Here is a 26,229-nt window from a genome sequence, read left to right as displayed (position 1 = left end):
CCACCACAAGGCCGGGGCCTCGTGGTGGCGAGGGCCGGCTTATTTCGCCGGTTTCACCGACATGAAACGGAACGGCATGAAGTTGTCGGCCAGCTGGACCAGCTCCACGTTGTTGGCCACGCCCCAGGCCAGGGCCTGTTGGTGCAGCGGCAGGTGGCCGATGTCGTCCGAGTGCAGCTTGAAGGCTTCCTTGATCAGGGCATCGCGCTTGGCCTTGTCGGTCTCCGACTGGATCTGCACCGTCAGCTCGTCGACCTTGGGGTTGCAGTAGGCGCCCAGGTTGAACTGGCCACTGCCCTTGTCGTCCACGCAGCGCATCAAGGCATTCAGGGCGTTGTGCGCGTCGTAGGTGCCCGGGGTCCAGCCCAGCATGAAGAAGCTGGTGTCGCGGCGCAGGATCTTGGGGAAGTAGGTGCCCTTGGTTTCGGCCTGCAGGTTGATCTTCACCCCGATGCGCGCGAGGTTGGCGGCGACCGCCTGGCAGATCGCGCCGTCGTTCACGTAGCGGTCGTTGGGGCAGTTCAAGGCCACTTCAAAGCCATTGGGGTAGCCGGCATCGGCCAGCAACTTCTTGGCGGCGTCGGGGTCGTACGGCAAGCGGTTGTTCATGGCGTTGTCGAAGCCATTGATGCCGGGACCCACCATCAGCGCCATGGGCTTGGAGGCGCCGCGCATCACGGTGCGCTGGATGCCGTTGATGTCGATGGCCTGGTAGAAGGCCTGGCGCACGCGCTTGTCCTTGAAGGGGTTCTTTCCCTTGACGCTGGAGTACAGCAGCTCGTCGCGCTTCTGGTCCATACCCAGGAAGATGGTGCGCAGTTCGGGACCCTGCATCACCTTGCTCTTGCCGCTGGCGTTGATGCGCGCCACGTCCTGCAGCGGGACCGGCTCGATCACGTCCACCTGGCCCGAGAGCAGCGCCGCCACGCGGGTGGAGTCGTTGCCGATCGGCGTGTACTCCACGTTGACGACGTTGCCCTCGATCTTGCCCCAGTAGCTGCCATTGCGCACGAAGCTGGTCTTGACGTTCGGCTGGCGCTCGCGCAGGCGGAACGGGCCGGTGCCATTGGCGCGGAACGAGGCCGCATTCTCGACACCCTTTCGTCGGTCCACGGGTCGCGTGGCCTGGTTGTCCTCGGCCCACTTCTTGTTCATCATGAACAGCAGCGACAGCACGTCGGGCAGGATAGGGAACGGTCCCTTGGTCTCGATGTCGACCGTGAAGTCGTTGACCTTGCGGACTTCCTTCACGTCGTTGGTGTAGCTCTTCATGTCCGAGCCTTCGCCCGAAGCGCGCGCGAAGGTGAACAACACGTCGTCGGCCGTGAAGGGTGCGCCGTCGTGGAATTTCACGCCCTTGCGCAGTTCGAAACGCCAGACGCTGGGCGAGGTCTGTTTCCAGCTCGTCGCCAGCCCGGGCACCAGCTTCAGGTTCTGGTCGCGCGCCACCAAGGGTTCGTAGACGTTGTTCGTCACGCTGAGCTGCAAGGACTCGTTGAGCGAATGCGGGTCCATGGACAGGGCATCGCCCTGGTTGCCGATGCGGATGGTCTGCGCCGAGGCGGCCCCCAGGGTGAGCATGGCGGTTGTGACCAGTGCGGCCGCCAGCGTTTTCCGGAAAATCATGCTTCGCTCCTTGATGCGTTTGTGGTTGTGGAAGGGGTTTTGCTCGACGCGTGAGCCTCATCGGCCAATGGCATGGCGTGCTCCACCAGGCTGGCGTGCAGGGCCGCTCCGAGCGGCAGAACCTCGTCGTTGAAGTCGTAGCGGCTGTTGTGCAGGAAACAGCTGCCAAGGCCGTTTTCGGCGCCTTGCCCCAGGCGCAGGTAGGCCCCGGGCTTGACCTGCAGCATGAACGAGAAGTCCTCGGCCCCCATGCTCGGGTCCATGTTGCGGTCCACGTGGTCGTGGCCGACCAGCTTCTGCGCCACATCGGCCGCGAAACGGGCTTCGTCCCGCGTGTTGATGGTGGCCGGGTAGATGCGCTCGTAGTTCACGTGCGCCGTGGCACCCAGGCCCAGCGCCACGCCGGAGCAGACCTCCTGCAGGCGTTTCTCGACCATGGCCTGCACTTCGGGGTTGAAGGTGCGCACCGTGCCCACCAGCGTGGCCTTGCCCGGCATCACGCTGAACGCGCCCATGTCGCCGGCCTGCATCGCGCACAGGCTGATGACCGCGCTGTCGATGGCGCGCACGTTGCGTGAGACGATGCTCTGCACCGCCGTGATGATGTGGGCCGACACCAGCACCGGGTCCACCGTCTGGTAGGGGTGCGCGCCGTGGCCGCCCTTGCCCGTGACTTCGATGGTGATGCGATCGGCCGAGGCCATCATGGGGCCGGGGTTCACGCCCACCATGCCAGGGCGCATCTGCGGCCAGTTGTGCATGCCGAAAACGGACTGCACCGGGAAGCGGTCGAACAGGCCGTCCTCGATCATGGCCTTGGCGCCCGCAAAACCTTCTTCGCCGGGCTGGAAGATCAGCACCGCCGTGCCGTCGAACTGGCGCGTTTCGGCCAGGTAGCGCGCCGCACCCACCAGCATGGCGGTGTGGCCGTCGTGGCCGCAGCCGTGCATCATGCCGGGGCGCATGGACTTCCAGGCAAAATCGTTGTGCTCGGTCATGGGCAGCGCGTCCATGTCGGCGCGCAGGCCGACCATGCGGCCACTGGTGTGACGGCGGCCGCGGATCACGGCCACCACCCCCGTCTTGCCGATGCCGGTGTGGATCTCGTCCACGCCACACACCTTGAGCGACTCGACCACGCGCTGCGCGGTGTAGTGCTCTTCGAAACCGATTTCCGGATGGGCGTGCAGATCACGGCGCAAGGCCGTGAGCTCGGGGTGGAAGGCCGCGATGTGGGAAAACGCGCGGCCATGGGCCTTGATGCGGGACGGGGTGGACATCAATGGCCTCCCGCCTTCTCCACGCGAAGGCGGGGGTCGACCGCGAAGTACAGCAGATCGACGATCAGGTTGATGACCACGAAGATCAGCGCGATGAGGCACAGGTAGGCGGCCATCACCGGGATGTCGGCGAAGGTCACGGCCTGGATGAACAGCAACCCCATGCCCGGCCACTGGAACACCGTCTCCGTGATGATGGCGAAGGCGATCAAGCCCCCCAGTTGCAGACCGGTGATGGTCATCACCGGCACCAGCGTGTTCTTCAGCGCGTGTCCAAAATGCACCGCGCGGTTGGTCAGGCCTCGGGCGCGCGCGAACTTGATGTAGTCGGTGCGCAGCACCTCCAGCATTTCCGCGCGCACCAGCCGCATGATCAACGTGAGCTGGAAGATCGCCAGCGTGATGGCCGGCAGGGTGATGTGGTGCCAGCCCTTCGGAGTCAACAAGCCGGTGCTCCACCAACCCAGCTGTGTCACGTCACCCCGACCGAAGCTGGGGAACCAGCCCAATGTGACGGCGAACAGCAGGATCAGCAGGATGCCGATCAGAAACGTGGGAAGGGACACACCGAGCAGCGACACAGTCATGAACACCTGGCTCATGAACGTACCGCGCCGCAACGCCGCGTACACCCCCATCGGGATGCCCACCACCAGCGCAAGCACCGCCGCCACCATGGACAGCTCCAGCGTGGCAGGGAAACGCTCGGCGATCAGGCGCGAGACCTTGGCCCCCTGCCGCAGCGACAGACCGAATTCACCTTGCACCGCGTTGGCGAGGAAATGCCAGAACTGCACGAAGAAGGGGCGGTCCAGACCAAGCTCGGTGCGCAGTTCGCGCACCTGGTCGGGGGTGGCATCCTGCCCGAGCAGGAACACCACGGGATCCCCCACATACTGAAACAACATGAACGCGATGAACGCCACGCTGACCATGACGATCACGGCCTGCGCCAGTCGCCGAAGAATGAATGCGAACATCGTTTGAAAAATAAAGAGAGGGTCGCCCCCTGCGGTGCGCGACCCTCGACTGACGCTGTGAAATCAGTTTACCTTGATGAGACGCCAGTCCAGGCGGTTGTCCGCCCGGTGCACCACGTCGACATTCTTCTTCATGGCCCAGGGAATGATCTGGTTGTGCAGGGGAATGTGGGCCACGTCCTCGTTCTGCAGCGCCAAGGCCTTGGTCAGCAGTTCCGTGCGCAGCTTGAGATCCGTTTCCTTTTTGGTGCGCTCCACCAGCGCGTCCATCTGCGGGTTGCTGTAGCGGCCCACGTTGTAGTTGCCATCGCCACCCGCCCCGACCGAACGCACCAGGGACTGCAGACTGTAGAGCGCGTCAAAGGTGGGCACACCCCAACCCAGCATGTAGATGCTGGCTTCGTAGCGCTGGATCATCGGGAAGTAGGTCACCAGCGGCAAGGTGCGCAGCTTGGCCTTCACACCGATGCGCGCCCACATGGACGTCACGGCCTGGCAGATCTGCTCGTCGTTGATGTAGCGGTTGTTGGGGCAGGCGAAGTCGACTTCAAAGCCATCCTTGTAGCCCGCATCGGCCAGCAGCTTCTGGGCTGCCGCCACGTCGAAAGGATGCCGCTTGTGAACCGCCTCCGTCCAACCATTGACCTGCGGGGCCACCAGGGCGCCAGTGGGCTGTCCCAGACCACGCAGGCTCACACGCGCGATCGTGTTCATGTCGATGGCCTGGTACAACGCCTTGCGGACCCGCTGGTCCTTCAAGGGGTTCTTGCCCTTGATGTTGCTGCCCGGCAGTTCATCGCGAAACTGGTCCATGCCGAAGAAGATGGTCCGGTTTTCCACGCCATCGATCACCTTGAGGTTCTGGTCGCCACGCACGCGCGCCAGATCCTGCGGGCTGGGGTCGAGCACCAGATCCACCTCACCTGAAAGCAGCGCCGCCATGCGCGTGGCCACCGCTTTGACGGGCGTGTAGACCACTTCGGTCACGTTGCCTTCCGACTTGCCCCACCAATTCGGGTTGCGCGTGACGACCAACTTCTGGTCCGGCTGCCACTCCTTCAGCACGAAGGGGCCCGTGCCATTGGCGTTGCGATGGGCGAAGTTCTCGTCCTGCGTCTTGATGTCCTTGGGCATGGTCGAGTTGTTCTTTTCCGCCCAGGCCTTGCTCATCATGCGCAACTCGGTGAGCTGGTTCAGCAACACCGGGTTGGGGTCCTTCGTGAAGATGTCGATGGTGTTGGCGTCCACCTTCACCACCCGGTCGATGCCTTGCGCATAGATGCCGAAGTTCGATGTCTTGGTCATTGCCCGTTCGATCGAGAACACCGCGTCGTCCGCCGAGAACGTCGAGCCATCGTGGAACTTGACCCCCGTGCGCAGGTTCATGCGCAACTGCGTGGGCGTCATCTGCTTCCAGGCCGTCGCCAGAACGGGCTCTGGCTTGAAGGTCTTGCTGTTGTAGTAAACCAGCGACTCATACACCGACGCATGGATGCCGTTGGCCAGGGCGTTGTTCTGGGAATGGATGTCCCACGTGGGAATGTCACTGGCGCTCGTCCATTTGAAAGTTTTGGCGTGAGCACCGCCGGCACCAACGGCCATCGCGGCGAACAGGACTGCAAGTGGGAGCTTCATTTGTTGACACCTAAATAAAGTGGACATCCCGCCACTATGCAACAAACGTTCCCGGCCAATGCACCGGAGTAACCCGAACGGACAGACGCCCTGGCGTCAATCTGAGGCGCGTTCCAGCCTCAGCGCGCCATACCAGGCCGTGAGTTGGCTCTCCGTGTTGTCGGTGTCCGTCATCAGCGCCACCAGGCGCAAGGGTCCCGGTTCCTCGCCAAACGCCAGACGGAAGTCGGCGCGCACGTCGCGCACATGATCGCGCCACTGCCCCAAGTTGGCCACATCGCTGTCCACCACCAGTTTTCGGATGCGGTCCGTGCGGGGGTTCACCACAACGGTGCCCGGTTCGTGCTTGGCGCTCCAGACGTAGACCAAGGAGGCATAGGGCATCTCTTCGCCCGTCAGCAAGCGACTCATCTCCGAAAGGCGATGGTTTCTGGCCGTCCAGCGCGCGCGATCACCATCGAAGGCGAGGACCACCCGCACCGCCGAGTCCGCCTGACTGGACACGGCCAGATCGGCATCCGTGGGCAAACCATCGACCCGCCATGAAAAAGACAGACGCCCCACGGATTCCAGCGAAGGCACGAACCGCTGCCGCAGAATGCTGACGGAGCTCTTCGCACGCACCTGCAGTGCCGGGCGCCCCGCGGCCTGAACCGGCTCGAACGCCAGGTACCGCTTGCCGGGGAAGAAGAACGGCTCCCAGGGCACCTCCGTCGCCGGGGTGGAAAACAGCTGGTGGGCGGCTTTCAGCACGGCCGGGCTGGCTCCATTGGGCATTCTTTGGGGGCGAGAAGGTGGACCATCCTCAGCGAGGTCGTCCGACACCGCAGGTGATCCCGCACACCCTGCCAGCACCAACGCGAACCATCCCACGCAAACAAGGGACGCCAGCAAAACCAATCCACTTCTTTTTGGCGCTCGAACAGGCACCTTCATGTTGCAAACATGCATAAAAGAGTTTTTAAGAATTAAAAAAATGAGATTTTTCTTCAAAAAATCAAACTTTAGAAATAAATTCATAACCCGAAGCCATAGGTGGCTTCGGGTTATGAATTGGGGAGACGCATCTTTGCCAGCCCCATCCATGGCATGTCATCAACATTTCAATGGAAAGGAATCCATGTTCAAGAAAATTCTGACCAGTCTGCTGGCCCTTCTCGCCGCCGCCAGTTTCGCTGCAGTGGACATCAACACCGCCACCGTGGCCGACCTCGACAGCATCAAAGGCATCGGACCAAGCACATCGGCCAAGATCCTGGAAGCGCGCAAGGCCGCTCCTTTCAAAAACTGGAGTGACCTGATTCAGAGAGTACCCGGCATTGGCGACAAACGCGCCGCCAAGCTGTCGTCGGAAGGGCTGACCGTCAACGGAGACGGCTTCAAACCCGCAGCGACCGCGCCTGCGGACAAGAAGTCTGCGGCCCCAGCAAAGTAATCTCGCAGCAAGCCAAAAAAAAGCCACCCGGCATGCCGGGTGGCTTTTGGCTGATCGGTGTTCCGAAGAACGGAGATCAGAACTTGTGCTGAATGCCAGCGCCGAACACGGTGTCGCGGTCGGTGGTCGTAGCGCCGGCCTCTTGCTTGACCTTCGTGAAGGCGGCGTAGGTCGAGGTGCGCTTGGACAGAGCATACAGAGCACCAACGGACACGCCGTTGCGCTTGACGTCAGAGCCATCCTTGTTCTTGGAAGCAGCGTAACCGGCCGACAGGGTCAGCGCGGACGACAGCGGGAAATCGGCACCGATTTGCCAGTCGTTGGTCTTCGTGGCAAAAACACCGCGGGTGGTCACATTGCGGGTGGTGCCCACGCCGCCCTTCAGCACTGCAACGCCCAGGTCGTAAGCGGCGGTGAAGTAGGTGAACTTGGCATCGGCATCAACGCCAGCAGCGTCGTTTTGCACTTGGTAGGCAAATGCGGCCGTCAGAGGACCAGCTGCGTACTGCAGGTTGAAGTCGGTCTGGTCGCGCTTGACAGCTGCGTTCTCGTCCAGGCCATGCGACACGGTGCCGCTGAAGCCGCCGAAGTTGGGCGTGGTGTAGCGCAGTGCGTTGCGGGGCTTGTCGTTGTACTGACCAACGCTCAGAACACGGTAAGCAGGCGAGAAAGAGACAGCGTCGAACACGGAGTTGCCGATGTAGAACACATCGTCAAAAGCCGACCACACGTTACCGAACTGGGCGGTACCGAAGCCACCTTCCAGACCGACCCACGATTGGCGGTTGAAAGCGGTGCCGGTGGTGGCGGTGCCGTTGGAAGCATCGAAGCCTTGCTCCAGCTTGAAGATGGCCTTCAAGCCGCCGCCCAGGTCTTCCGAACCCTGCACGCCCCAACGGCTGGTGGCCAGGCCGGCCGAATCCAGAACCGTGGTGGAGGTGGAGACGCCACCGACTTCATTCTTCACGCGGCCAGCCCACACGTCCACCAGACCGTACATGGTCACGCTGGATTGGGCTTGGGCCACACCAGCCACGGAGCCGAGAACTGCCAGGGCGATCAATGATTTTTTCATGGTTACTTCCTTAAAAATATTGCGGTGAGGACCACCACAAAGTTAGAAAACTGACTGGTGCATGTTAGGAGGAAAGCTCCTCGTCCCTAGGGTAAGCCCTGAAAAACGGTTCAAATTCGGTCCGTTTTGTTGCCTCGGTGCAACAGCGCAAGGGTGACGGCCCCCAGTGACTTTCAACCACAACCAACAAAAAAAGCCACCTGTCCGAAGACAGGTGGCTTTCAAACATCTGAACAAGCTGGCTTGAAGCCAGCGAGGCGATCAGAAGTTGTGTTGCAGACCGAAACCGAAGCCGGTGCTGGACTTGGCGCCATTGCCGCCAGCGGCCGTCACCGTAGCCGGGACCCAAGCGGCGTTGCGGCGTGCAACGTTCACGTAGGCCTGGGTGCGCTTGCTCAGGAAGTACTTGTAGCCAGCGATGATGGTGCGGCCATCGTCACCCACTTGCTCGTTGCTGTTGAACGAGGCGTAGATCAGGCCAGGACCGACAGGAGCGGTCAGACCCAGCGCCCAGGAGTTGTCGGCATCGGAAGACACACCACCTTGGTCACGGATGGTGAACAGCACCTTGACGACGCTGAAGTCATAGGACACAGCGAACTGATTCACAGCCGTGAGACCGTTGGCAGCAGCGGTACTAGCAACAGCACCCCTGTAGTTAACAAACGTCGCGCTCAGAGGACCGCCGTCATAGCGGACACCCACGCCCCTGCCGGCCTTGTTGCCAGCAAGAGTGGATTCGGAAGGAGCGTATTCCAGCTGCACCTGGACGCCACCGAAACGGGGCGAGTGGTACTGCACAGCATTGGGCACGTACACCGAGCTCGAAGCATTGGACGTCTTGCCAGTTGCGCCGATACCGCCGGCAGCATTGCCACCGAGAACCGAGTTGGCGTCATGCACGGAAACACCCTTGGTGCCGTTGGCCAGCAGGACGTTGGCGTACAGCGTGTTGACCGGACGGCCAGCGCGCAGGGTACCGAAGCCGCCGGTCAGGCCAACGAACATGCCGTTGTTGCCCAGGCCATCGACGGAAGACACGGTGCCGGTGTCGCTGTTGAACGAGGTCGACACTTGGAACACAGCCTTCAGGCCGCCGCCGAGGTCTTCGGTGCCGGCCAGGGTCCAGTTGCTGGTGCCGTTGCGGTTGGCGGTCATGCGCAGGGCGTCGCCAGAGAAACGCTTCTCGAGGCCAACGTCAACGGTGCCCGACAGGGTCACGGTCGACTGTGCGAAAGCGGCGCCGGTGGCAGCCACGGCGGCCAGAGCGATCAGGGTCTTTTTCATTGAAGGGTTCTCCAAGGGTTAATAAGGGCCGGGGGTCTTTGCCACCGAGCCAACCTCCATCCAGGAAGCTTCGCTAATTGCATCAGAAAGTTTCCGATGGCGCCATGGTGGTGAGGGCTTTTCTCGCCTCATGGCGGTGCATCCGTTGCACATGTGCCACGTTGTTAGTAGATACCCGCATATGGTTAGGCCGGCAAATCATGATCCGTGGCTCGTGGCGTTCAGCCCAGGAAACCGGCACAGGCGGCCGATCGCCAAAATCATCGAGGAGCAATCCATGGCAGCATGTGTCCTGGCGATTCCTTCTGTCCACACCATGCCCAACACCACCGATGCCTTGCTGAACGCCGCCGACTCGGCCCTGAGGACCCTGTTCGTTTCACCGAGGGGCACGCGCGAGTGCCCAACCTTGCCCGAACGGGCATCGGACGCGGAACTCGGCCCGGAAGAGCGCCAGCTCTCTGGCGCCCTGATGCGGGTGAACCATGTCGGCGAGGTTTGTGCCCAGGCGCTGTACACAGCGCAGGCCTTGGCGGCGCGCTGGCCCCGGGCTACCGGCGCCGTGCCCAATGAGGCACTCGCCCTGCAACTGGAAGCCGCAGGGCGTGAAGAGACGGACCACCTCGCATGGACCCAGGCACGCCTGGACGAGCTGGGCGCCCGACCCTCGCTGCTCAACCCGCTCTGGTATGCAGGGGCCTTTGGCCTGGGCTTGATCGCCGGACGCGTGGGGCCGGGTGTGAGTCTGGGTTTCGTGGTCGAAACCGAGCGCCAGGTGGAAGCCCATCTGGCGAGCCACATGGACCGCCTGCCCGCGAAGGACCAAGCCTCCAGAGCCATCGTCGCGCAAATGAAGGACGACGAAGCCCGACACGCCTGTGAGGCTCAGCAGGCTGGCGCGGTGGAGCTTCCCGCCCCGGTCAAAGGACTGATGCGCATGGCGGCCAAGGTCATGACCACCGTGGCACACCGCATCTGAGCAGTGCACAAGCGCCGACGCTCAAGCCTCCAGCAGATCAAAGCTGGTCGTGATCTCAGCGGTCTTGCCCAGCATGATGCTGGCCGAGCAGTATTTGTCGTGGCTCATGGCAATGGCGCGCTCCACCGCCACGGCCGGAATGCCTTTCCCGGTCACCGTGAAATGCATGTGGATCTTGGTGAACACCTTGGGATCGACAGGCGCGCGCTCGGTCACCAGCTTCACGCTGCAACCGCGCACGTCGTGGCGGCCTCTTTTAAGGATCAGGACCACGTCGTAGGCGGTGCATCCGCCCGTGCCGGCCAGCACCGTTTCCATCGGGCGGGCCGCCAGGTTGGCGCCCCCGTTTTCCGGCTTCGCTTCATCCGGGGCGCCATCCATGGCGATCACGTGGCCACTGCCGGTCTCGGCCACAAAGCCCATGTTGGAGCGGGTACCGGCGGCGCCGGTCCAGGTGACGGTGCATTCCATAAGGTGTCCTGTCGTTAAATAACCAAAGGTATTGGGGTGAGCGCTCTAAAAATCATAGAAATCTGATTGGCGATGTTGCAATGCAGCATGCGAGCGTTATACTGGCGTCATTGTATTTACGGTTGTCTCCTCTACCCTCCACGGGTGGATTCAAGCCCGGTCTGGTTCTGCCAGCCCGGGCTTTTTTTCGCCCCCGATATGATGTGCGGCGAGGAACACCATGCCGCCAGCCCGCCCCAAACAACACAACAACACCCCAAAAGCCTCGTCGACCACCACCATGGGGCCGGCGGACTACCTGAAAAAAATCCTGAATGCCCGGGTGTATGACGTCGCGGTGGAATCCGCGCTGGAGCCGGCAACCAACCTGAGCCGGCGGCTGCACAACACCGTGCTGCTCAAGCGGGAAGACCAGCAGCCCGTGTTCAGCTTCAAGTTGCGGGGCGCCTACAACAAGATGGCGCACCTCTCGCCAGAGCAGTTGAAAAAGGGTGTCATCTGTGCCTCGGCGGGCAACCATGCCCAGGGGGTGGCGCTGGGCGCGCGCAAACTCGGCACGCGCGCGGTGATCGTGATGCCGACCACCACGCCCCAGGTCAAGATCGACGCGGTCCGTGGTTTTGGTGGTGAAGTGGTCCTGCATGGCGACAGCTACTCCGACGCCTATACCCATTCCCTTACCCTTCAGAAGAAGCAGGGACTCACTTTCGTGCATCCCTTCGACGATCCTGACGTGATCGCGGGCCAGGGAACGATCGCCATGGAGATCCTGCGCCAGCTCCAGAGCCTGGGCTCGGACCACCTGGATGCCGTGTTCGTGGCGATCGGCGGTGGTGGCCTCATCTCGGGCGTGGCCAATTACATCAAGGCCGTGCGCCCCGAAATCAAGGTGATCGGCGTGCAGACCATCGACTCGGACGCGATGCTGCGCTCGGTCGAGGGTGGTGAACGGGTCACACTGGCGGATGTGGGCCTGTTCGCCGACGGCACGGCGGTCAAGCTGGTCGGCGAGGAGACCTTCCGCATCGCGCGCGATCTGGTCGACGGCTACATCACCGTGGACACGGACGCGGTGTGCGCCGCGATCAAGGACGTGTTCGTGGACACGCGCAGCATCGTCGAGCCCTCGGGGGCGCTGGCGGTGGCGGCCATCAAGCAATACGTGGCCCAGCACAAGACCCGCGGCGAAACCTATGCCGCCATCCTGTGCGGCGCCAACATGAACTTCGACCGGCTGCGCTTCGTGGCCGAGCGCGCCGAAGTGGGCGAGGAGCGTGAGGCGCTGTTTGCCGTCACCATCCCCGAGGAGCGTGGCAGCTTCCGCCGCTTCTGCGAAGCGATCGAAAAGCTGCCAGGCGGACCGCGCAACGTGACCGAGTTCAACTACCGCATCCACGACGGCAGCGCGGCCCATGTGTTCGTGGGCCTGACCACCCATGGCAAGGGCGAGTCCGGCAAGATCGCGGCCAACCTGATCAGGCACGGTTTCGAGACCCTGGACCTCACGCACGACGAACTGGCCAAGGAGCACATCCGGCACATGGTGGGTGGGCATTCGCCCCTGGCGCACGACGAGCGCCTGCTGCGCTTCGTGTTCCCGGAGCGGCCAGGTGCGCTGCTCAAATTCCTGAGTCTGATGCGCCCGGGCTGGAACATCAGCCTGTTCCACTACCGCAACCAGGGCGCCGACTACGGCCGCATCCTGGTCGGGCTTCAGGTGCCTGCAAAGGACCACAAGGCGTTCGACAAGTTTCTCGACACGTTGGGTTATCCGTACGTGGAGGAAACCAGCAATCCGGTGTACCGTCTGTTCCTCAAAAGCTGACCACCCGCCATGGCCCTCGACCCCGTCTTCGAACCGATCACCCGACGGGCACCCGAGTTGCCCGCGAACCTGAAGCTGCCCCACATCGCGGCCACGACGGACACGCTGCTGGATCACTCGGTGATGCTGCGCCTGGCGCCCGAAGGCATGCCGGAGCACTCGCTCGGCCGCATGGAAGCCCTGGTGCTGCAGCTGGCGCGCATCCAACACGGCAGCCCCCTGCCCTTTGACCTGCTGGTTTTCGACTCCCCTCAACTGGTCGTGTTCGCGGCCGACCACGGCATTGCCGACGAGGGCATGTCGGAATTGCCGCAGTCCATGACCTGCGAGCACGTGCTGCAACTGCTGCTCGGCGCCGCACCGGTCAATGCCCTGGCCCAGATGCATGGCTTCGACCTCACGGTGGTCGACGCCGGCGTGGCCTCCCACATCACCCTGCCCGACGATGCCCGGCGCAAGGCACCGCTGCTGCTGCGCAAGATCGGCTATGGCACCCGCAACCTGATGATCGGCCCGGCCATGTCACAGGCGCAGGCCGTGTCGGCCCTGCACGCGGGCATGGACGTGGTGCGCCACCTCCCCGGCAACGTGATTGCCCTGGGTGACGTGGGCGTGGCCAACAACGTCGCCGCCTCCCTGCTGCTCTCCCGGCTGTGTGGCGTGCCGCTGTCCGACGCCTGCGGACGCGACGACTTCCACGGCGCGGGCCCCCACGACGACCCGCATCCCCAGCGCATCGAAAAACTCTCGGCCGCCGCCAGCCGGCACCGCAAGGCACTGGGGCCGCTGGACGCGCTGGCCGCGCTCGGTGGGTTCGAGATCGCCATGATGGCCGGCGCCATGTTGCAGGCGGCCGCCGAGCGGCGGGTGGTGCTGGTGGATGGGTACGTGGCGAGCGCGGCCGCCCTGGTGGCGCGGGGCCTGGTGCCAGCCGTGGCCGACTACCTGGTGTTCGGCCACCGCTCGGCCGAAAGCGGGCACCGCCTGATGCTGATCCATCTGCAGGCCCAGCCTCTGCTGGACATGGGCATGCGCATGGGCCAGGGCACCGGCGCACTGCTGGCGTGGCCCCTGCTGCTCGCCGCCCAGGGCTTGCTCGAACGCTGAGCCCGGATTCAGGGCGGCGTGGCGGTCTCGGGCAGGGTCAGCTCCACCGAGGCCGGGGCTTCCAGCGAAGGCCCCAGGTGCACAGCGCGGCGCGAGACGGATTGCAGCACCAGCCCACCCTCCAGCGACGCCCCTAGGCGGTAAGGCCGTGGTGGCTGGCCATCCACCGCGATCAGCGCGGCACCATCCCGGGTACCGACCGCGACCACCCCCAGCAAGTTGTACCGGGGCGGCGCTGCGCTGGCCACCGCACCCGTGGACGCGGCAGCGGGCAAGGCACCCAGCGAGCGGGCCACGGAAGCCGTATCGGCCGCCACCTGCGCCGGTGCCATGGCCGACACCGGCGTCACCGGCGACCGGCCCCAGGCCAGCAACACCCAGTAACCCGCGCTCAGGCCCGCCGCCAGCCACAGGAGGCCTGCGGCGATGGTCGGCCCTCGCCGTCCTGCGGTCTGCAGGGCGGCTGGGCTTTCCATGAGGAAGCCGGAATGGCCGAACGCGGGTGCCTTGTTCATATGGGCGCATTATGATCGACGACCACCGGTTTCCGGCCTGGCCATCGGGCCGGTCCACAGGCCCTTGTTCGCGGGAGATTGATTTGCCACACCTGACCACCCCCACCCTGCGCACGCCGGCCTTCGCGGCCCGCCTGGCCCGCACCCTGCAACGCGGCTTCACGCTCATCGAGCTCATGGTGGTGCTGGTCATCATCGGTGTGCTCGCGGCGCTGATCGTGCCCAACGTGCTGGACCGTGCCGACGATGCGCGCGTGACCGCCGCCAAGACCGACGTCAACAACCTGATGCAGGCGCTCAAACTGTACCGGCTGGACAACCAGCGCTACCCGACGAACGAACAAGGCCTGAACGCCCTGGTGGCCAAACCGACCGCCGGCCCCGTGCCGCCGAACTGGCGCCCCTACCTCGACAAGCTGCCCGGCGACCCCTGGGGCCGCCCCTACCAGTACATCAACCCGGGCCTGAGGGGCGAGGTGGACGTGCTGTCGCTCGGTGCCGACGGCCAGGCGGGTGGCGAGGGCAAGGACGCCGACATCGGCAGTTGGCAGTGAAAAACAAGCCCCCACGCTCCGCCGCCGCGCGGGTCGCCGCCCCCCAAGGGGGCTGGCCTTGCTTGGGGTGGCCCTGCGCGGCGGCCACCATCGGCCTTCCGGCAACGCGGTTTCCCTGATCATGGCCAGCAAGGCACACGGCTTCACCCTGCTCGAACTCATGGTGGTGCTGGTGATCGTGGCCTTCGCCACCGCCGGTGTGAGCGTGGCCTTGCGCGACGACGGCGCCACCCGCCTGGAGCGCGAGGGCCTGCGGCTGACGGCCATGCTGGAGTCCGCGCGTGCCCAGTCGCGCACCAGCGGGCTGCCGGTGGTCTGGCGCAGCCTGCCGCAAGGCTTCGAATTCCTCGGCCTGCCCACCCAGGCGGGCACCGGCTCGCTCACCGGGCCGCGCCCTTGGCTCAACCAGGACACCCAGGCCCAGGTGCTGCAACCGCCGGGCGCGCAAACCCTGGTGCTCGGGCCTGAACCGCTGATCGCCGCACAGCGGGTGATGCTGGTCCAGGGGGACCGGCGCATCACCCTGGGCACCGACGGCCTTTCGCCCTTCACCGTGCTGGCCGCCACACCATGACGCGCCCGCGCGGCTTCACACTGATCGAGGTGCTCGTCGCCCTCGCGGTGGTCGCCATCACCCTGGCCGCCGGGCTGCAGGCCACCGGCGCCCTCACCCGGGCCTCGGGCCGGCAGAGCGACCAATGGCTGGCCCAGCTGTGCGCCGAGAACGAACTCACCCGCTTGCGCCTGCAACGCCAGTTGCCCGGCACCGGCGACACCGACACCGTGTGCACGCAGGCGGGGCGCGAGATGCGCGTGCGCTTGTCGGTGCTGCCCACGCCCAACCCGAACTTCCGGCGCGTGGACACGGTCGTCGAAGCCGCCGTGGATGGGGTGAACGTGCGCCTGCTCAGCCTCTCCACCGTGATGGGCCGGTATTGAGCATGATGAAACACGCGCGCGGTTTCACCCTCGTCGAACTGCTGGTTGCCATCGTCGTGATGTCCATGCTCGCGCTGCTGAGCTGGCGCTCGCTGGACGGCATGACGCGCACCCAGAACATCACCCAGCAACGCGCCGACGATTTGCTGCGCATGCAGGCGGCCATGGGCCAGTGGGCCGCCGACCTGGACGCCCTGATCGACACCGGCGAAGTCAACGCGCTCGACTTCAACGGCCAGGTGTTGCGCATGACGCGGCGCGACAGTGGCGAAACCGGCCTGGACAGCCGCGGCATCCGCGTCGTGGCCTGGGCGCGCCTGACCGGCGTGGCGCTGGCCGGCCTGCCGCAGATTTCATCAAGCATCAACGCCAGCGGCCAATGGGTGCGCTGGCAGTCCGGCCCCTTGTTGCGGCGCGACGAACTGGCGCGCGCCTGGCAACGGGCCGGCGAATGGGGCCGCGGCGCCCTGCCCTCCCAGGCGGGCAACGCCAGTTCCGACAGCGCCATCGCCCTGCTCGGCATCGACAACTGGCAGCTCTTCTACCACCGGGGTGAAACCTGGGGCAACCCGCAGTCGTCCACGGGCAATGAAGAGCCCGTGGGCGGCCCCGAGGGCGCGCGCACCGGCAGCCTGCCCAACGGCGTGCGCCTGGAACTCGTGCTCGGCACCGGCGAAGGCCTCAGCGGCAGCCTGGTGCGCGACTGGGTCCGCCCCACTCTGGAAGCGGGGCGCTGATGAAGACCCTGCGGCGACACCAGCAAGGCGCAGCGCTGCTGCTCGCCATGCTCGTCGTCACGCTGGTGGCCACCCTGGCCTCGGCCGCGTTGTGGCAGCAGTGGCGCTCGGCCGAGGTCGAGCAGGCCGAGCGGCGCCGCGTGCAGGCCGGCTGGGTGTTGACCGGTGCGCTCGATTGGGCGCGCCTGATCCTGCGCGAGGACGCGCGCGACAACCAGAGCAGCGGCAACGCCGACCACCTGGGCGAACCCTGGGCCATGCCGCTGGAGGAGGCGCGCCTCTCCAGCTTTCTCGCCGCCGACAAGAACAACAACACCGACGGCATGCTGGAGGCCTTTCTCTCGGGCGAAGTGATCGACATGCAGTCGCGCATGAACTTCCTGAACGTGGTGCGCACCGTCGGCGCGGGCGCCCAGGCCAAGGTGGAACTCTCCGAAGCCGACATGCGCAGCTTCGCCAAACTCTACGAACAACTCGGGCTGCCGGTCTCGGAACTCAACGCCGCCGCCAACGAGCTGCGCACCTCCATGAGCCTGGCGCTGAGCGACCCCCTGCCCTCGCGCACCGCCCTGCTGCCCCGGAAATACGCGCAACTGGCCTGGCTCGGCATCAGCCGCAACAGCCTAGCCGTGCTCGAACCCCACGTCACCGTGCTGCCCACCCGCTCCACGCTCAACCTCAACACCGCCAGCGCACAGGCCATCTGCGCCAGTGTGCCGGGCCTGGACATGGCCCAGGCCCGGCAGATCACCAGCGCCCGCGAGCGCGAACCGTTCAAAAGCCTGGCCGACGCCAGCGCCGTGGTGCCCGCCATGACGGGCCAACTGTCTGATCTGTACCACGGTGTGCGCAGCAACCACTTCGAGGTGCGCGGGCGCCTGAGGCTCGACGACACCATCATCGAAGAGCGCTCTCTCGTCGTGCGCAACAACCTCGATGTGCGCGTGAACTGGCGCGAACGCTTTGCCCGGCGCTGAGACGGCGTGTTTTCCCGGTGCACATCAGGCCCCTGAGAGTCACCCAGGGTCTCTAGAATGAGGGGCTCGCCGCCCTGTAACACCTTCGCATGACCGCATCACCGTGCTGATCGTCACTCCCTCGGACTTCTCCGCTGCGCCCCCTGCGGGACCCACGGCCCTTTTCGACTGGGCCACGTCCAGCAATGGCCAGCAGATCACCGACCACGGTCAGTGCGCGGCCGCGTTGCTGCCGCGGGACGACGACGTGGTGCTCGTGCTGCCGCCGCGCGCCGTCTCCTGGCACCGGGTCGCCCTGCCCAAGGTCGCCACCGCGCGCCTGCGGGCCGCGCTCGAAGGCTTGCTGGAAGACCGCCTGCTGGCCGACACAGCCGACCTGCACTTCGCCCTGGAGCCCGGTGGCCGTTCGGGCCAGACGGTGTGGGTCGCCGCCTGCCACAAGGTCTGGCTGCGCGGCTGGCTGCAGATCCTGGAGGGAGCGGCCCGCCCGGCCGGGCGCATCGCGCCGGCCCTGTGGCCGCTGGTGCCCTCCGAAACCCCCGGCGCCACGCCGGGCTCCTCGCGCAGTTTCGCGCTGGACGTGCCCTCCAACGTCCACTGGGCCTACAACGAGAACGGCGAGATCTGGCTGGGCAGCGCCGGCCTGCTCGGCGTGAGCTGCACACCGCTGCGAGAAACTCCCCTGGGCCATGGCACCGCGGGCGACATGGTGGTCACCGCGCTCATGCCACCCGCCAGCGACGCGCCAGGCGAGCCCGGTGAATACGACGTCTGGCTGGCCGACCCCACCGTGGCCGGGCAGGCCGAGCAGGTGCTGCAGCAGCGTTTTGAGCTCGTCGCCCTGCCCGCGTGGTTGCTGCGCTGCGCCCAGTCCGACTGGAACCTCGCACAGTTCGACCTCAGCCTCTCGGCGGGCGCGCGGCGCGGCCAACGGCTCAAGCGCAGCTTCCGGCAATGGCGCAACGCCCCGGCCTGGCGACCCGCGCGCTGGGGCCTGGCGGCGCTGGTGGGCGTGCAACTGGTGGGCCTGAACGCCGCCGCCTGGCACGAGCGCAGCGGCCTGGAAGCCAAACAGAAGGCCGTGGTGCAGACCCTGCAGAAAAGCTTCCCGCAAGTGACGCTGGTGCTCGACGCCCCGGTGCAGATGCAACGCGAAGTGGCCCGCCTGCAACAGGCCACCGGCGCCCTGTCCGAAGGCGACCTGGAAACCCTGCTCGCGGCGATCGACCAGGCCTCGGCCGGCGAAGCCCTGCTGCCCTCCACCATCGCCTACAGCACGGGCGAAGGGCGCTTCGCGGGCTGGCGCGCCACCCAGGACCAATTGCGCGCCCTGCAACAGTCGCTGCAGAACAGCGGCTGGCGGGTGCGTTTCGATGGCAATGAGCTGGCCCTGCGCCCGCCGGAACCCTGACCATGGCCACCGCCTCTTCCTCCCCCTCCCCCATCGCCAGGCTCACCCTGGCCCTCTCGGTGGCGCTGGCCCGCCTCTCGTCCCGCGAGCGCAACGCCGTGACCATCGCCGCCTGGGTGATCGGCCTGGGTCTGGTGTGGTGGGTGGCCATCGCGCCCGCCCTGGACACGCTGCGCCAGGCCCCCGCGCGCCACGCCCGGCTGGATGCCCAGCTCGGGCAGATGCAGCGCATGGCCGCCACCGCCGAAACCCTGCGCAGCCAGAACACCGCTCAACCCCCCGGCCGCGACGAGGTGTTGCGCGCCGTCGAGACCGCCACCAACGGCCTGTCCGGCACCGGCCAGCTTTCGGTGCTGGGTGAGCGCGCCACGCTGACCCTGCGCAACACCCCGCCCGAGGCCCTGGCCCAGTGGCTGGCCCAGGTGCGCATCAACGCCCGTCTGCTGCCGGTGGACAGCCAGATCCACCGCGAACCCGGCAGCCCCGGCTGGAGCGGCACCCTGGTCCTGACCGGCCCCGGCCTGGGTGGCACGCCATGAACGGCAACTGGCCCATCCGCCTGGCCTGGATCGGTGGCCTGCTCGGCCTGCTGTTCGCCGTCATCGTGTTCGCGCCCGCGCGCTGGCTCGCCAGCGGCGTGACGTCGGCCACCCAGGGCCAGCTGCAACTGGTCAATGCCCGCGGCACGGTCTGGAACGGCCAGGCCGATCTGGTGCTGACCGGCGGCGAAGGCAGCCGCACCCAGACCGCGCTGCCCCAGGGCCTGCAATGGCAGCTCGCGCCGCGCCTGGCCTCGGGATCGCCCGCGATGGCGCTGCGCCTGATGGCCCCCTGCTGCACCCCCGAGCCCCTGGCGATGACCTTCATTCCCCGCCTGGGCGGCGGCGAACTGCGCGTGGCCAGCTCCACCAGCCTGTGGCCGGCCGAACTGCTCAGCGGCCTGGGCACGCCCTGGAACACCTTGCGCGTGGAAGGCCAACTGGCCCTGCAGACCGCCGGTCTCACCCTGCGCTGGGACGAAGGCCGCGCCAGCATGCAGGGCGAGGCCGCCATCGACGCGCTCGACCTGGCCTCGCGCCTGTCCACCCTGCGCCCGCTGGGCAGCTACCGCATGACCCTGCGCGCCGACGCCGACGGCAACACCACCACGCTGAACCTGGAAACCCTCAGCGGCGCGCTCAAGCTGCAGGGCGCGGGCCGCTGGGTCGGTGGCCGGCTGCGCTTCGAAGGCGTGGCCGAGGCCGCGCCCGAAGCCGAAGCCGCCCTGGGCAACCTGCTCAACATCATGGGCCGCCGCCAAGGCCCACGCTCGCTGCTCAACATTGGCTGACAACTGAGCGCGCCCCTTCTCCACACTTCAAGATACGATCCGACCATGAAACCGAACCCACTCCGTGTCGCCCCGGGCCGTGCAGCCCACGGCGGTGCGCTCACGGCGCTGGCACTGGTCCTGTGCCTGCTGTCGGGCAACGGCATCTCGCAGACGGCGCGCGCGCCGGCCGCGGCGAACGAGCCCGTGACCCTCAACTTCGTCGCCGCCGAAATCGAAGCGGTGGCGCGCACCATGGCCACCATCACGGGCCGCAACGTGGTGGTCGATCCGCGCGTGAAGGGCACCGTCAACCTCGTCACCGAGCGGCCCGTCACCCCCACCGCGGCGCTCAACCAGTTCGCCGCCGTGCTGCGGCTGCAGGGCTTCTCGCTGGTGGACACCGGCGGCCTCTACAAGATCGTGCCCGAGGCCGACGCCAAGCTGCAGGGCAACGTGGTGAGCGCCGGTTCGGTGTCGGCCCTGCCCGCCTCCAACACCGTGGTCACGCAGATCTTCCGGCTCAACCACGAATCGGCCAACAACCTCGTGCCGGTGCTGCGCCCGCTGATCGGCCCGAACAACACCATCAACGTCAACCCCGGCAACAACTCGCTGGTCATCACCGACTACGCGGACAACCTGCAGCGCATCGGCCGCATCATCGCCTCGCTCGACGTCGCGGGCGCGACCGACGTGGAGATCATCCCGCTGCAGCACGCCGTGGCGGCCGACATGGCCGCGCTCGTCACCCGGCTGATCGACCCCGCCACCGCCGGCGGTGGTGCGCAGGCCGACCAGTCGTACAAGACCACATTGGTGGCCGAACCGCGCAGCAACAGCCTGGTGCTGCGCGCGGCCAACCCCGCCCGCCTGGCCCTGGTGCGCTCGCTGGTGGCCCGGCTGGACCAGCCTTCGTCCGACAAGCTCAGCGGCAACATCCACGTCGTCTACCTGAAGAACGCCGACGCCACCTCGCTGGCCACCACCCTGCGCGCCGCGCTGGCGGGTGAGTCCTCCGGTGGGCTGAGCGGCGGTTCCCTGGGCGGTGGTGCGACGTCCCCGCTCAACCGCGCGGCCCTCACGCCCACCGGCACCGCAGGCGCGAACAACAACAACGCGGCCACCGCCGCCGTCACGCCCAGCGGCTCGCCGTCGACCGGCGGCCAGATCCAGGCCGACCCGGCCACCAACTCGCTCATCATCACCGCGCCCGAACCGCAGTACCGCCAATTGCGCGCCGTGATCGACCAGCTCGACTCGCGCCGCGCCCAGGTCTACGTGGAAAGCCTGATCGCCGAAGTGAACGCCGAGAAGGCGGCCGAGTTCGGCATCCAGTGGCAAGGCGCGCTCGGCAGCTCGGGCGACCGCGTGATCGGTCTGCTGGGCACCAACTTCGGCACTGGTGGCCGCAACATCCTGGAGCTGGCCCAGGGCAACGCCACGCCATCCCCCGGCATGAACCTGGGCCTGGCGCGCCGCACCAACGGCGTGTACGTGCTGGGCTTCCTCGCGCGCTTCCTGCAGGAAAACGGCGAAGGCAACGTGCTCTCCACCCCCAACCTGCTCACGCTGGACAACGAAGAAGCCAAGATCGTGATCGGCCAGAACGTGCCCTTCGTCACCGGCCAGTTCACCAACACCGGCAGCAACGAAGGCTCGGTCAACCCGTTCCAGACCATCGAGCGCAAGGACGTGGGCCTCACGCTGCGCGTGAAGCCACAGATCAGCGAGAACGGCACCATCAAGATGACCATCTACCAGGAGGTCAGCAACGTCGTGCCCTCTTCGGTCAACTCCACCACCGGCCTGATCACCAACAAGCGCACCATCGAATCGACCGTGCTGGTCGAGGACGGCGCGGTCGTGGTGCTGGGCGGCCTGCTGCAGGACGAGTACGCCGGCAACCAGGAGAAGGTGCCCGGCCTGGGCGACGTGCCCATCTTCGGCAACCTGTTCCGCAGCGAAACCCGCTCGCGCAAGAAGACCAACCTGATGGTGTTCCTGCGCCCCGTGGTGATGCGCGACGGGCGCGAAACCAGCAGCCTGGCACTCGACCGCTACGAACTCATGCGCTCGGTGCAGAAGGACGCCCAACCCCGGCAGAGCAGCGTACTGGGCGTGAACGAGGCGCCGGTCATGCCACCGCAACTGCCGCCACGCGCGCCCTCGCCGGACGGCACGGCGCCAGTGCGCTCGCTGGCCGACCCGCAAACGACGCCCCCGGTGAACCCGGCGCCGCAGAACACGGCGCCCCGGCAGTGAGGCGGCGGCCGTGAAGTACCCGCTGCCCTACGCCTTCGCCCGCGAGCACCACTGGCTCATCGAGGACGACGGCGCCACGCTGACCCTGCTGGGCAGCAGCACGCCCGCCACCGATTCCGGCGCGCAGACGCGTCGCCTCTCGGCGCTGACGGAAATCCTGCGCGTGCACCCGGTCAACGACATCCGCTGGGAAAGCGGCGAGACGCTCAAGCAGCGCATCAGCGCGGCCTACGCCCAGGGCGAGTCCAGCGCCGCCGCCGTGGTCAGCGAGGTGCAGAGCGACGCCGACCTCAGCCGCATGATGCAGGAGCTGCCGGCGATCGAGGACTTGCTGGAGACCGCCGACGACGCGCCCATCATCCGCATGCTCAACGCCCTGCTCACGCAGGCCGCGCGCGACGGCGCGAGCGACATCCACATCGAACCCTACGAACGGCATTCCAGCGTGCGCTTCCGCGTCGACGGCTCGCTGCGCGAAGTCGTGCAGCCCAACCGCGCGCTGCACGCGGCGCTGATCTCGCGCCTGAAGATCATGGCCGAACTCGACATCTCCGAGAAGCGCCTGCCGCAGGACGGCCGCATCTCGCTGCGCATCGGCACCCGCGCGGTGGACGTGCGCGTCTCCACCCTGCCCAGTGCCCACGGCGAACGCGCCGTGCTGCGCCTGCTGGACAAGAGCGAGAGCAAGCTCAGCCTGGAAGCCGTGGGCATGCAGGGCGATGTGCTCAACGCCTTCCGCAAGCTCATCGGCCAGCCGCACGGCATCATCCTCGTCACCGGCCCGACCGGCTCGGGCAAGACCACCACGCTGTACGCCGCGCTGCAGCGCCTGGACGCCAACGCCCAGAACATCATGACGGTGGAAGACCCGATCGAATACGAACTGCCCGGCGTGGGACAGACGCAGGTCAATGCCCGCATCGAACTGACCTTCGCCAAGGCCTTGCGCGCCATCCTCCGCCAGGACCCGGACGTGATCATGATCGGTGAGATCCGCGACTTCGAGACCGCGCAGATCGCCATCCAGGCCTCGCTCACCGGCCACCTCGTGCTCGCCACGCTGCACACCAACGACGCGCCCAGCGCCGTCACCCGCCTGACCGACATGGGCGTGGAGCCCTTCCTGCTGAGCTCCTCGCTGCTGGGCGTGCTCGCGCAGCGCCTGGTGCGCAAGCTCTGCCCGCACTGCCGCCGCGCCGACGACAAGGGCCATTGGCACCCGGTGGGTTGCGAGCAGTGCAACCACACCGGCTACAAGGGCCGCACCGGCATCTACGAACTGATGGTGGCCGACGACACGATCCGCGCGCTGATCCACAACCGCGCCGCCGAGAGCAAGGTGTATGTGGCGGCCGAAGACGCCGGCCTGCGCTCCATGCGCGCCGACGGCCAGCGCCTGATCGATTCGGGCATCACCTCGCCGGAAGAAGTGATGTCGGTCACCCGAGATTGAATATGAATCGCCCACGCGATCTCCCCGGCAAGACGTGTCTCGTGCAGGACGCCGGAGGGTCCGGCTCTGCCGGCCCAAGGGTGCGTCCCCCCTCCCAGCGCCGAAGGCGCGTCAGCGAGGGGGGAGGCCGCGCCAGCGGCGCAGGGGGGAGTTCCTGCTGATGCCCGCCTACACCTTCGAAGCCCTGGACGCCCAGGGCGCCACGCAGAAAGGCCTGATCGACGCCGACACCGCGCGCGCCGCGCGTAGCATGTTGCGCGCGCGCGCTCTGGTGCCGCTGCTGGTCGAACCCGCCGCGGGCTCGCAGGGCACTTCGGCCGCGAAGGGCCTCAACATCACGCTCTGGGGCGGTCGCGCCTTCAGCGCCACCGCCCTCGCGGTCTGGACGCGCCAGCTCGCCGGCCTGGTGGCCGCCGGCCTGCCGCTGGAACGCGCGCTCTCGGCCCTGACCGAAGAGTCCGAAGACGAAAAACAGCGCAACCTCATGGCCTCGCTGCGTTCCGAGGTCAACGGCGGCTCCACCTTCGCCCGCGCGCTCTCGCAACACCCGCGCGAGTTCTCCCCCATCTACACCGGCGTGATCGCCGCGGGCGAACAGAGCGGCCTGCTCGGCACCGTGCTCGAACGCCTGGCCGACGACCTGGAGGCGCGCGAAGCCCTCAAGAACAAGATCGTCGCGGCCTCGCTCTACCCGGCCATCGTCACGCTGGTGGCGATCGTGATCGTGGTGTTCCTCGTCTCCTACGTGGTGCCGCAGGTGGCCAACGTGTTCGCCGGCAGCAAGCGCGCCCTGCCCTTCCTCACCGTGGTCATGCTCGGCCTGAGCGACTTCGTGCGTTCCTACGGCTGGTTCATGCTGGCCCTGCTGGCGCTGGGCATCGGTGGTGTCGTGTTCGCGCGCCGCAACGAAGCCATCCGCCTGCGCATGGACGCCGCCTGGCTGCGCCTGCCGCTGGTGGGCCGCCTGGCGCGCGGCTACAACGCGGCCCGCTTCTCGGCCACGCTGGCCATGCTGGCGGCGGCCGGCGTGCCCATCCTGCGCGCCCTGCAGACCGCCGCCGAAACCCTCTCCAACCAGGCCATGCGCGCCGACGCGCTCGACACCGTGGTGCTGGTGCGCGAAGGCGCGCCCCTGGCCTCGGCCCTGGGCAGCAAGAAGCGCTTTCCGCCGCTGGTGTCCATGTTCGCCCGGCTGGGCGAACAGACCGGCCAGCTGCCCGCCATGCTCGACCGCGCGGCCAAGCAGCTCGGCGACGAGGTGCAGCGCCGCGCCATGCACATGGCCACCATCCTGGAGCCCCTGCTGATCGTGGGCATGGGCCTGGTCGTGATGCTGATCGTGCTCGCGGTGCTGATGCCGATCATCCAGCTCAACCAACTCGTCACCTGACCATGGGCGTTTCCCTCGAAGGCAAGCTCGTCGTTGCCATCTCTTCCCGCGCCCTGTTCGACTTCGAGGAAGAAAACCGCCTCTTCGAAACCGGCGACGACCGCGCCTACATGAAGCTGCAGCTCGACCGGCTGGACCAGCCGGCCGCACCCGGCGTGGCCTTCTCGCTGGTGCACAAGCTGCTCGCCTTCAACGACGCGCAGGCGCAGCGGGTGGAGGTGGTGATCCTCTCGCGCAACGACCCGGTCTCGGGCATGCGCGTGTTCCGCTCCGCCCAACACTACGGCCTGCCGATCCAGCGCGGCAGCTTCACGCGCGGCCAGCCGCCCTGGCGCTACCTGCGCCCGCTGCGCGCCAACCTGTTCCTCTCCACCCACCTGGCCGACGTGCGCGCCGCGCTCGAGGCCGGCGTGCCCGCCGCGCAGGTCTACCCCCAGTCGGTGCACGCCAGCAGCGAGCACCCGAACGAGGTGCGCATCGCCTTCGACGGCGACGCCGTGCTGTTCTCCGACGAGGCCGAGCGCGTCTACCAGGCGCAAGGGCTCTCGGCCTTCCAGGAACACGAGGCCAGCAAGGCCGCGCTGCCGCTGGCCGGCGGCCCCTTCAAGCCGCTGCTCGAAGCCCTGCACCGCCTGCAGAGCGAGGGCACGCCGATGATGCGCGTGCGCACCGCGCTGGTCACCGCGCGCAGCGCCCCGGCGCACGAGCGCGCGATCCGCACTCTGATGAACTGGAACATCGAGGTCGATGAAGCCATGTTCCTCGGCGGCCTGCCCAAGGGCGAGTTCCTGCGCGAGTTCGAGCCCGATTTCTTCTTCGACGACCAGACCGGCCACATCGAGTCGGCCGCGCTGCACGTGCCTGCCGGGCATGTGGCCAGCGGGGTCAGCAACGGCGCCTAAGGAAGGTCTGCACAACCTCCGCTGTGCCTGCGTGATGTGAGACATTGACGACATGAAACAAATGAGCCTTGGCGAGA

Annotated in this window: 25 protein-coding genes; 16 read left to right on the top strand and 9 right to left on the bottom strand. The window is 66.6% G+C overall.

All coding sequences use genetic code 11. The features are described from left to right. Positions 1-39: 39 nt before the first annotated feature. The 5 genes from AC3WPZ_RS16450 to AC3WPZ_RS16430 form a co-directional block, all read right to left on the bottom strand. Positions 40-1,626 carry an ABC transporter substrate-binding protein gene (locus tag AC3WPZ_RS16450; protein WP_444688464.1) on the bottom strand — a complete coding sequence of 529 codons (1,587 nt, stop codon included), beginning with the start codon at positions 1,624-1,626 and terminating at the stop codon, positions 40-42. Continuing rightward, positions 1,623-2,906 (bottom strand): M20 aminoacylase family protein, encoded by a 1,284-nt coding sequence (locus AC3WPZ_RS16445; RefSeq protein ID WP_492432918.1) that lies wholly within the window; start codon positions 2,904-2,906, stop codon positions 1,623-1,625. Before AC3WPZ_RS16445 ends, AC3WPZ_RS16450 begins: the two co-directional genes overlap by 4 nt. Beyond that, positions 2,906-3,886: an ABC transporter permease gene (locus AC3WPZ_RS16440; RefSeq protein ID WP_291114063.1), complete on the bottom strand. Its 981-nt coding sequence runs from the start codon at positions 3,884-3,886 to the stop codon at positions 2,906-2,908. Before AC3WPZ_RS16440 ends, AC3WPZ_RS16445 begins: the two co-directional genes overlap by 1 nt. A gap of 63 nt (positions 3,887-3,949) precedes the next feature. After that, positions 3,950-5,521, bottom strand: a complete 1,572-nt coding sequence (locus AC3WPZ_RS16435; protein ID WP_492440574.1) for an ABC transporter substrate-binding protein — start codon at positions 5,519-5,521, stop codon at positions 3,950-3,952. A 96-nt stretch (positions 5,522-5,617) separates the two neighbouring features. Further along, a complete protein-coding gene (locus AC3WPZ_RS16430; protein WP_492440572.1) occupies positions 5,618-6,274 on the bottom strand; it encodes a DUF3047 domain-containing protein in 657 nt (218 codons plus the stop codon). A 367-nt stretch (positions 6,275-6,641) separates the two neighbouring features. On the opposite strand from AC3WPZ_RS16430, the gene AC3WPZ_RS16425 reads away from it, so the two are divergent. Beyond that, positions 6,642-6,956: a ComEA family DNA-binding protein gene (locus AC3WPZ_RS16425; RefSeq protein ID WP_492440570.1), complete on the top strand. Its 315-nt coding sequence runs from the start codon at positions 6,642-6,644 to the stop codon at positions 6,954-6,956. Between the two features lie 76 nt (positions 6,957-7,032). Here the strand turns inward: AC3WPZ_RS16425 and AC3WPZ_RS16420 are convergent, their stop codons facing one another. After that, positions 7,033-8,031 carry a porin gene (locus tag AC3WPZ_RS16420; protein WP_492440568.1) on the bottom strand — a complete coding sequence of 333 codons (999 nt, stop codon included), beginning with the start codon at positions 8,029-8,031 and terminating at the stop codon, positions 7,033-7,035. A 261-nt stretch (positions 8,032-8,292) separates the two neighbouring features. Further along, entirely contained in the window at positions 8,293-9,318 is a 1,026-nt protein-coding gene (locus AC3WPZ_RS16415; protein WP_382161627.1) for a porin, read from the bottom strand. A gap of 316 nt (positions 9,319-9,634) precedes the next feature. Here AC3WPZ_RS16415 and coq7 point away from each other — a divergent pair, with 316 nt between their 5' ends. Next, positions 9,635-10,297, top strand: coding sequence for a 2-polyprenyl-3-methyl-6-methoxy-1,4-benzoquinone monooxygenase (gene coq7 / locus AC3WPZ_RS16410; protein ID WP_492440566.1), 663 nt, complete (start codon positions 9,635-9,637; stop codon positions 10,295-10,297). A gap of 21 nt (positions 10,298-10,318) precedes the next feature. Here the strand turns inward: coq7 and AC3WPZ_RS16405 are convergent, their stop codons facing one another. Then, positions 10,319-10,768, bottom strand: a complete 450-nt coding sequence (locus tag AC3WPZ_RS16405; RefSeq protein ID WP_444688470.1) for an OsmC family protein — start codon at positions 10,766-10,768, stop codon at positions 10,319-10,321. A 220-nt stretch (positions 10,769-10,988) separates the two neighbouring features. Between AC3WPZ_RS16405 and ilvA the strand changes: the two genes are divergently transcribed. Both ilvA and AC3WPZ_RS16395 read left to right on the top strand, forming a co-directional pair. Continuing rightward, on the top strand, positions 10,989-12,593 hold the full coding sequence (gene ilvA / locus AC3WPZ_RS16400; RefSeq protein ID WP_492440564.1) for a threonine ammonia-lyase, biosynthetic: 1,605 nt from the start codon (positions 10,989-10,991) through the stop codon (positions 12,591-12,593). A 9-nt stretch (positions 12,594-12,602) separates the two neighbouring features. Next, on the top strand, positions 12,603-13,700 hold the full coding sequence (locus tag AC3WPZ_RS16395; protein ID WP_492432906.1) for a nicotinate-nucleotide--dimethylbenzimidazole phosphoribosyltransferase: 1,098 nt from the start codon (positions 12,603-12,605) through the stop codon (positions 13,698-13,700). Positions 13,701-13,708: 8 nt separating this feature from the next. Here the strand turns inward: AC3WPZ_RS16395 and AC3WPZ_RS16390 are convergent, their stop codons facing one another. Next, complete coding sequence (locus AC3WPZ_RS16390) at positions 13,709-14,215, bottom strand: type II secretion system protein N (protein ID WP_492440562.1); 507 nt, start codon at positions 14,213-14,215, stop codon at positions 13,709-13,711. A 92-nt stretch (positions 14,216-14,307) separates the two neighbouring features. On the opposite strand from AC3WPZ_RS16390, the gene gspG reads away from it, so the two are divergent. The 12 genes from gspG to AC3WPZ_RS16330 all read left to right on the top strand — a co-directional run bounded on the left by gspG (position 14,308) and on the right by AC3WPZ_RS16330 (position 26,152). Further along, a complete protein-coding gene (gspG, locus tag AC3WPZ_RS16385) occupies positions 14,308-14,769 on the top strand; it encodes a type II secretion system major pseudopilin GspG (protein WP_488929251.1) in 462 nt (153 codons plus the stop codon). 121 nt (positions 14,770-14,890) lie between these two features. After that, on the top strand, positions 14,891-15,343 hold the full coding sequence (locus AC3WPZ_RS16380; RefSeq protein ID WP_492440560.1) for a prepilin-type N-terminal cleavage/methylation domain-containing protein: 453 nt from the start codon (positions 14,891-14,893) through the stop codon (positions 15,341-15,343). Beyond that, positions 15,340-15,708, top strand: a complete 369-nt coding sequence (gspI, locus tag AC3WPZ_RS16375; RefSeq protein ID WP_382161641.1) for a type II secretion system minor pseudopilin GspI — start codon at positions 15,340-15,342, stop codon at positions 15,706-15,708. The genes AC3WPZ_RS16380 and gspI overlap by 4 nt, the downstream gene beginning before the upstream one ends. A 2-nt stretch (positions 15,709-15,710) precedes the next feature. Continuing rightward, the gene (locus AC3WPZ_RS16370) at positions 15,711-16,445 is read left to right on the top strand and encodes a PulJ/GspJ family protein (RefSeq protein WP_382323268.1); all 735 of its coding nucleotides are present in this window, start codon (positions 15,711-15,713) and stop codon (positions 16,443-16,445) included. After that, on the top strand, positions 16,445-17,422 hold the full coding sequence (gene gspK, locus AC3WPZ_RS16365) for a type II secretion system minor pseudopilin GspK (RefSeq protein ID WP_444688474.1): 978 nt from the start codon (positions 16,445-16,447) through the stop codon (positions 17,420-17,422). The genes AC3WPZ_RS16370 and gspK overlap by 1 nt, the downstream gene beginning before the upstream one ends. A gap of 103 nt (positions 17,423-17,525) precedes the next feature. Continuing rightward, a complete protein-coding gene (gene gspL / locus AC3WPZ_RS16360) occupies positions 17,526-18,833 on the top strand; it encodes a type II secretion system protein GspL (RefSeq protein WP_382323266.1) in 1,308 nt (435 codons plus the stop codon). A gap of 2 nt (positions 18,834-18,835) precedes the next feature. Further along, positions 18,836-19,372: a type II secretion system protein M gene (locus tag AC3WPZ_RS16355; RefSeq protein ID WP_444688475.1), complete on the top strand. Its 537-nt coding sequence runs from the start codon at positions 18,836-18,838 to the stop codon at positions 19,370-19,372. Further along, positions 19,369-20,163 carry a type II secretion system protein N gene (gspN, locus tag AC3WPZ_RS16350; protein ID WP_492440558.1) on the top strand — a complete coding sequence of 265 codons (795 nt, stop codon included), beginning with the start codon at positions 19,369-19,371 and terminating at the stop codon, positions 20,161-20,163. The genes AC3WPZ_RS16355 and gspN overlap by 4 nt, the downstream gene beginning before the upstream one ends. 45 nt (positions 20,164-20,208) lie before the next feature. Continuing rightward, complete coding sequence (gene gspD, locus AC3WPZ_RS16345) at positions 20,209-22,407, top strand: type II secretion system secretin GspD (RefSeq protein ID WP_492440555.1); 2,199 nt, start codon at positions 20,209-20,211, stop codon at positions 22,405-22,407. A 10-nt stretch (positions 22,408-22,417) separates the two neighbouring features. Beyond that, positions 22,418-23,860: a type II secretion system ATPase GspE gene (gspE, locus tag AC3WPZ_RS16340; RefSeq protein WP_382323264.1), complete on the top strand. Its 1,443-nt coding sequence runs from the start codon at positions 22,418-22,420 to the stop codon at positions 23,858-23,860. A 160-nt stretch (positions 23,861-24,020) separates the two neighbouring features. Continuing rightward, positions 24,021-25,250, top strand: coding sequence for a type II secretion system inner membrane protein GspF (gene gspF / locus AC3WPZ_RS16335; protein WP_382161664.1), 1,230 nt, complete (start codon positions 24,021-24,023; stop codon positions 25,248-25,250). Positions 25,251-25,252: 2 nt separating this feature from the next. Then, the gene (locus tag AC3WPZ_RS16330) at positions 25,253-26,152 is read left to right on the top strand and encodes a 5'-nucleotidase (RefSeq protein ID WP_382323263.1); all 900 of its coding nucleotides are present in this window, start codon (positions 25,253-25,255) and stop codon (positions 26,150-26,152) included. Positions 26,153-26,229 lie beyond the last annotated feature (77 nt).

The sequence above is a fragment of the Hydrogenophaga sp. FW305-3-2-15-A-LB1 genome (genome assembly GCF_058787875.1).
The sequence above is the reverse complement of the archived record's forward strand: the minus strand, read 5'-3'. Positions and strand labels throughout refer to the sequence as shown.

Bases quoted from the DNA above. Each gene is read 5' to 3' on its own strand.
- AC3WPZ_RS16450 (WP_444688464.1), bottom strand. From the start codon at position 1,626: ATGATTTTCCGGAAAACGCTGGCGGCCGCACTGGTCACAACCGCCATG.
- AC3WPZ_RS16445 (WP_492432918.1), bottom strand. From the start codon at position 2,906: ATGTCCACCCCGTCCCGCATCAAGGCCCATGGCCGCGCGTTTTCCCAC.
- AC3WPZ_RS16440 (WP_291114063.1), bottom strand. From the start codon at position 3,886: ATGTTCGCATTCATTCTTCGGCGACTGGCGCAGGCCGTGATCGTCATG.
- AC3WPZ_RS16435 (WP_492440574.1), bottom strand. From the start codon at position 5,521: ATGAAGCTCCCACTTGCAGTCCTGTTCGCCGCGATGGCCGTTGGTGCC.
- AC3WPZ_RS16425 (WP_492440570.1), top strand. From the start codon at position 6,642: ATGTTCAAGAAAATTCTGACCAGTCTGCTGGCCCTTCTCGCCGCCGCC.
- AC3WPZ_RS16420 (WP_492440568.1), bottom strand. From the start codon at position 8,031: ATGAAAAAATCATTGATCGCCCTGGCAGTTCTCGGCTCCGTGGCTGGT.
- AC3WPZ_RS16415 (WP_382161627.1), bottom strand. From the start codon at position 9,318: ATGAAAAAGACCCTGATCGCTCTGGCCGCCGTGGCTGCCACCGGCGCC.
- coq7 (WP_492440566.1), top strand. From the start codon at position 9,635: ATGCCCAACACCACCGATGCCTTGCTGAACGCCGCCGACTCGGCCCTG.
- AC3WPZ_RS16405 (WP_444688470.1), bottom strand. From the start codon at position 10,768: ATGGAATGCACCGTCACCTGGACCGGCGCCGCCGGTACCCGCTCCAAC.
- ilvA (WP_492440564.1), top strand. From the start codon at position 10,989: ATGCCGCCAGCCCGCCCCAAACAACACAACAACACCCCAAAAGCCTCG.
- AC3WPZ_RS16395 (WP_492432906.1), top strand. From the start codon at position 12,603: ATGGCCCTCGACCCCGTCTTCGAACCGATCACCCGACGGGCACCCGAG.
- AC3WPZ_RS16390 (WP_492440562.1), bottom strand. From the start codon at position 14,215: ATGAACAAGGCACCCGCGTTCGGCCATTCCGGCTTCCTCATGGAAAGC.
- AC3WPZ_RS16380 (WP_492440560.1), top strand. From the start codon at position 14,891: ATGGCCAGCAAGGCACACGGCTTCACCCTGCTCGAACTCATGGTGGTG.
- gspI (WP_382161641.1), top strand. From the start codon at position 15,340: ATGACGCGCCCGCGCGGCTTCACACTGATCGAGGTGCTCGTCGCCCTC.
- AC3WPZ_RS16370 (WP_382323268.1), top strand. From the start codon at position 15,711: ATGATGAAACACGCGCGCGGTTTCACCCTCGTCGAACTGCTGGTTGCC.
- gspK (WP_444688474.1), top strand. From the start codon at position 16,445: ATGAAGACCCTGCGGCGACACCAGCAAGGCGCAGCGCTGCTGCTCGCC.
- AC3WPZ_RS16355 (WP_444688475.1), top strand. From the start codon at position 18,836: ATGGCCACCGCCTCTTCCTCCCCCTCCCCCATCGCCAGGCTCACCCTG.
- gspN (WP_492440558.1), top strand. From the start codon at position 19,369: ATGAACGGCAACTGGCCCATCCGCCTGGCCTGGATCGGTGGCCTGCTC.
- gspD (WP_492440555.1), top strand. From the start codon at position 20,209: ATGAAACCGAACCCACTCCGTGTCGCCCCGGGCCGTGCAGCCCACGGC.
- gspF (WP_382161664.1), top strand. From the start codon at position 24,021: ATGCCCGCCTACACCTTCGAAGCCCTGGACGCCCAGGGCGCCACGCAG.
- AC3WPZ_RS16330 (WP_382323263.1), top strand. From the start codon at position 25,253: ATGGGCGTTTCCCTCGAAGGCAAGCTCGTCGTTGCCATCTCTTCCCGC.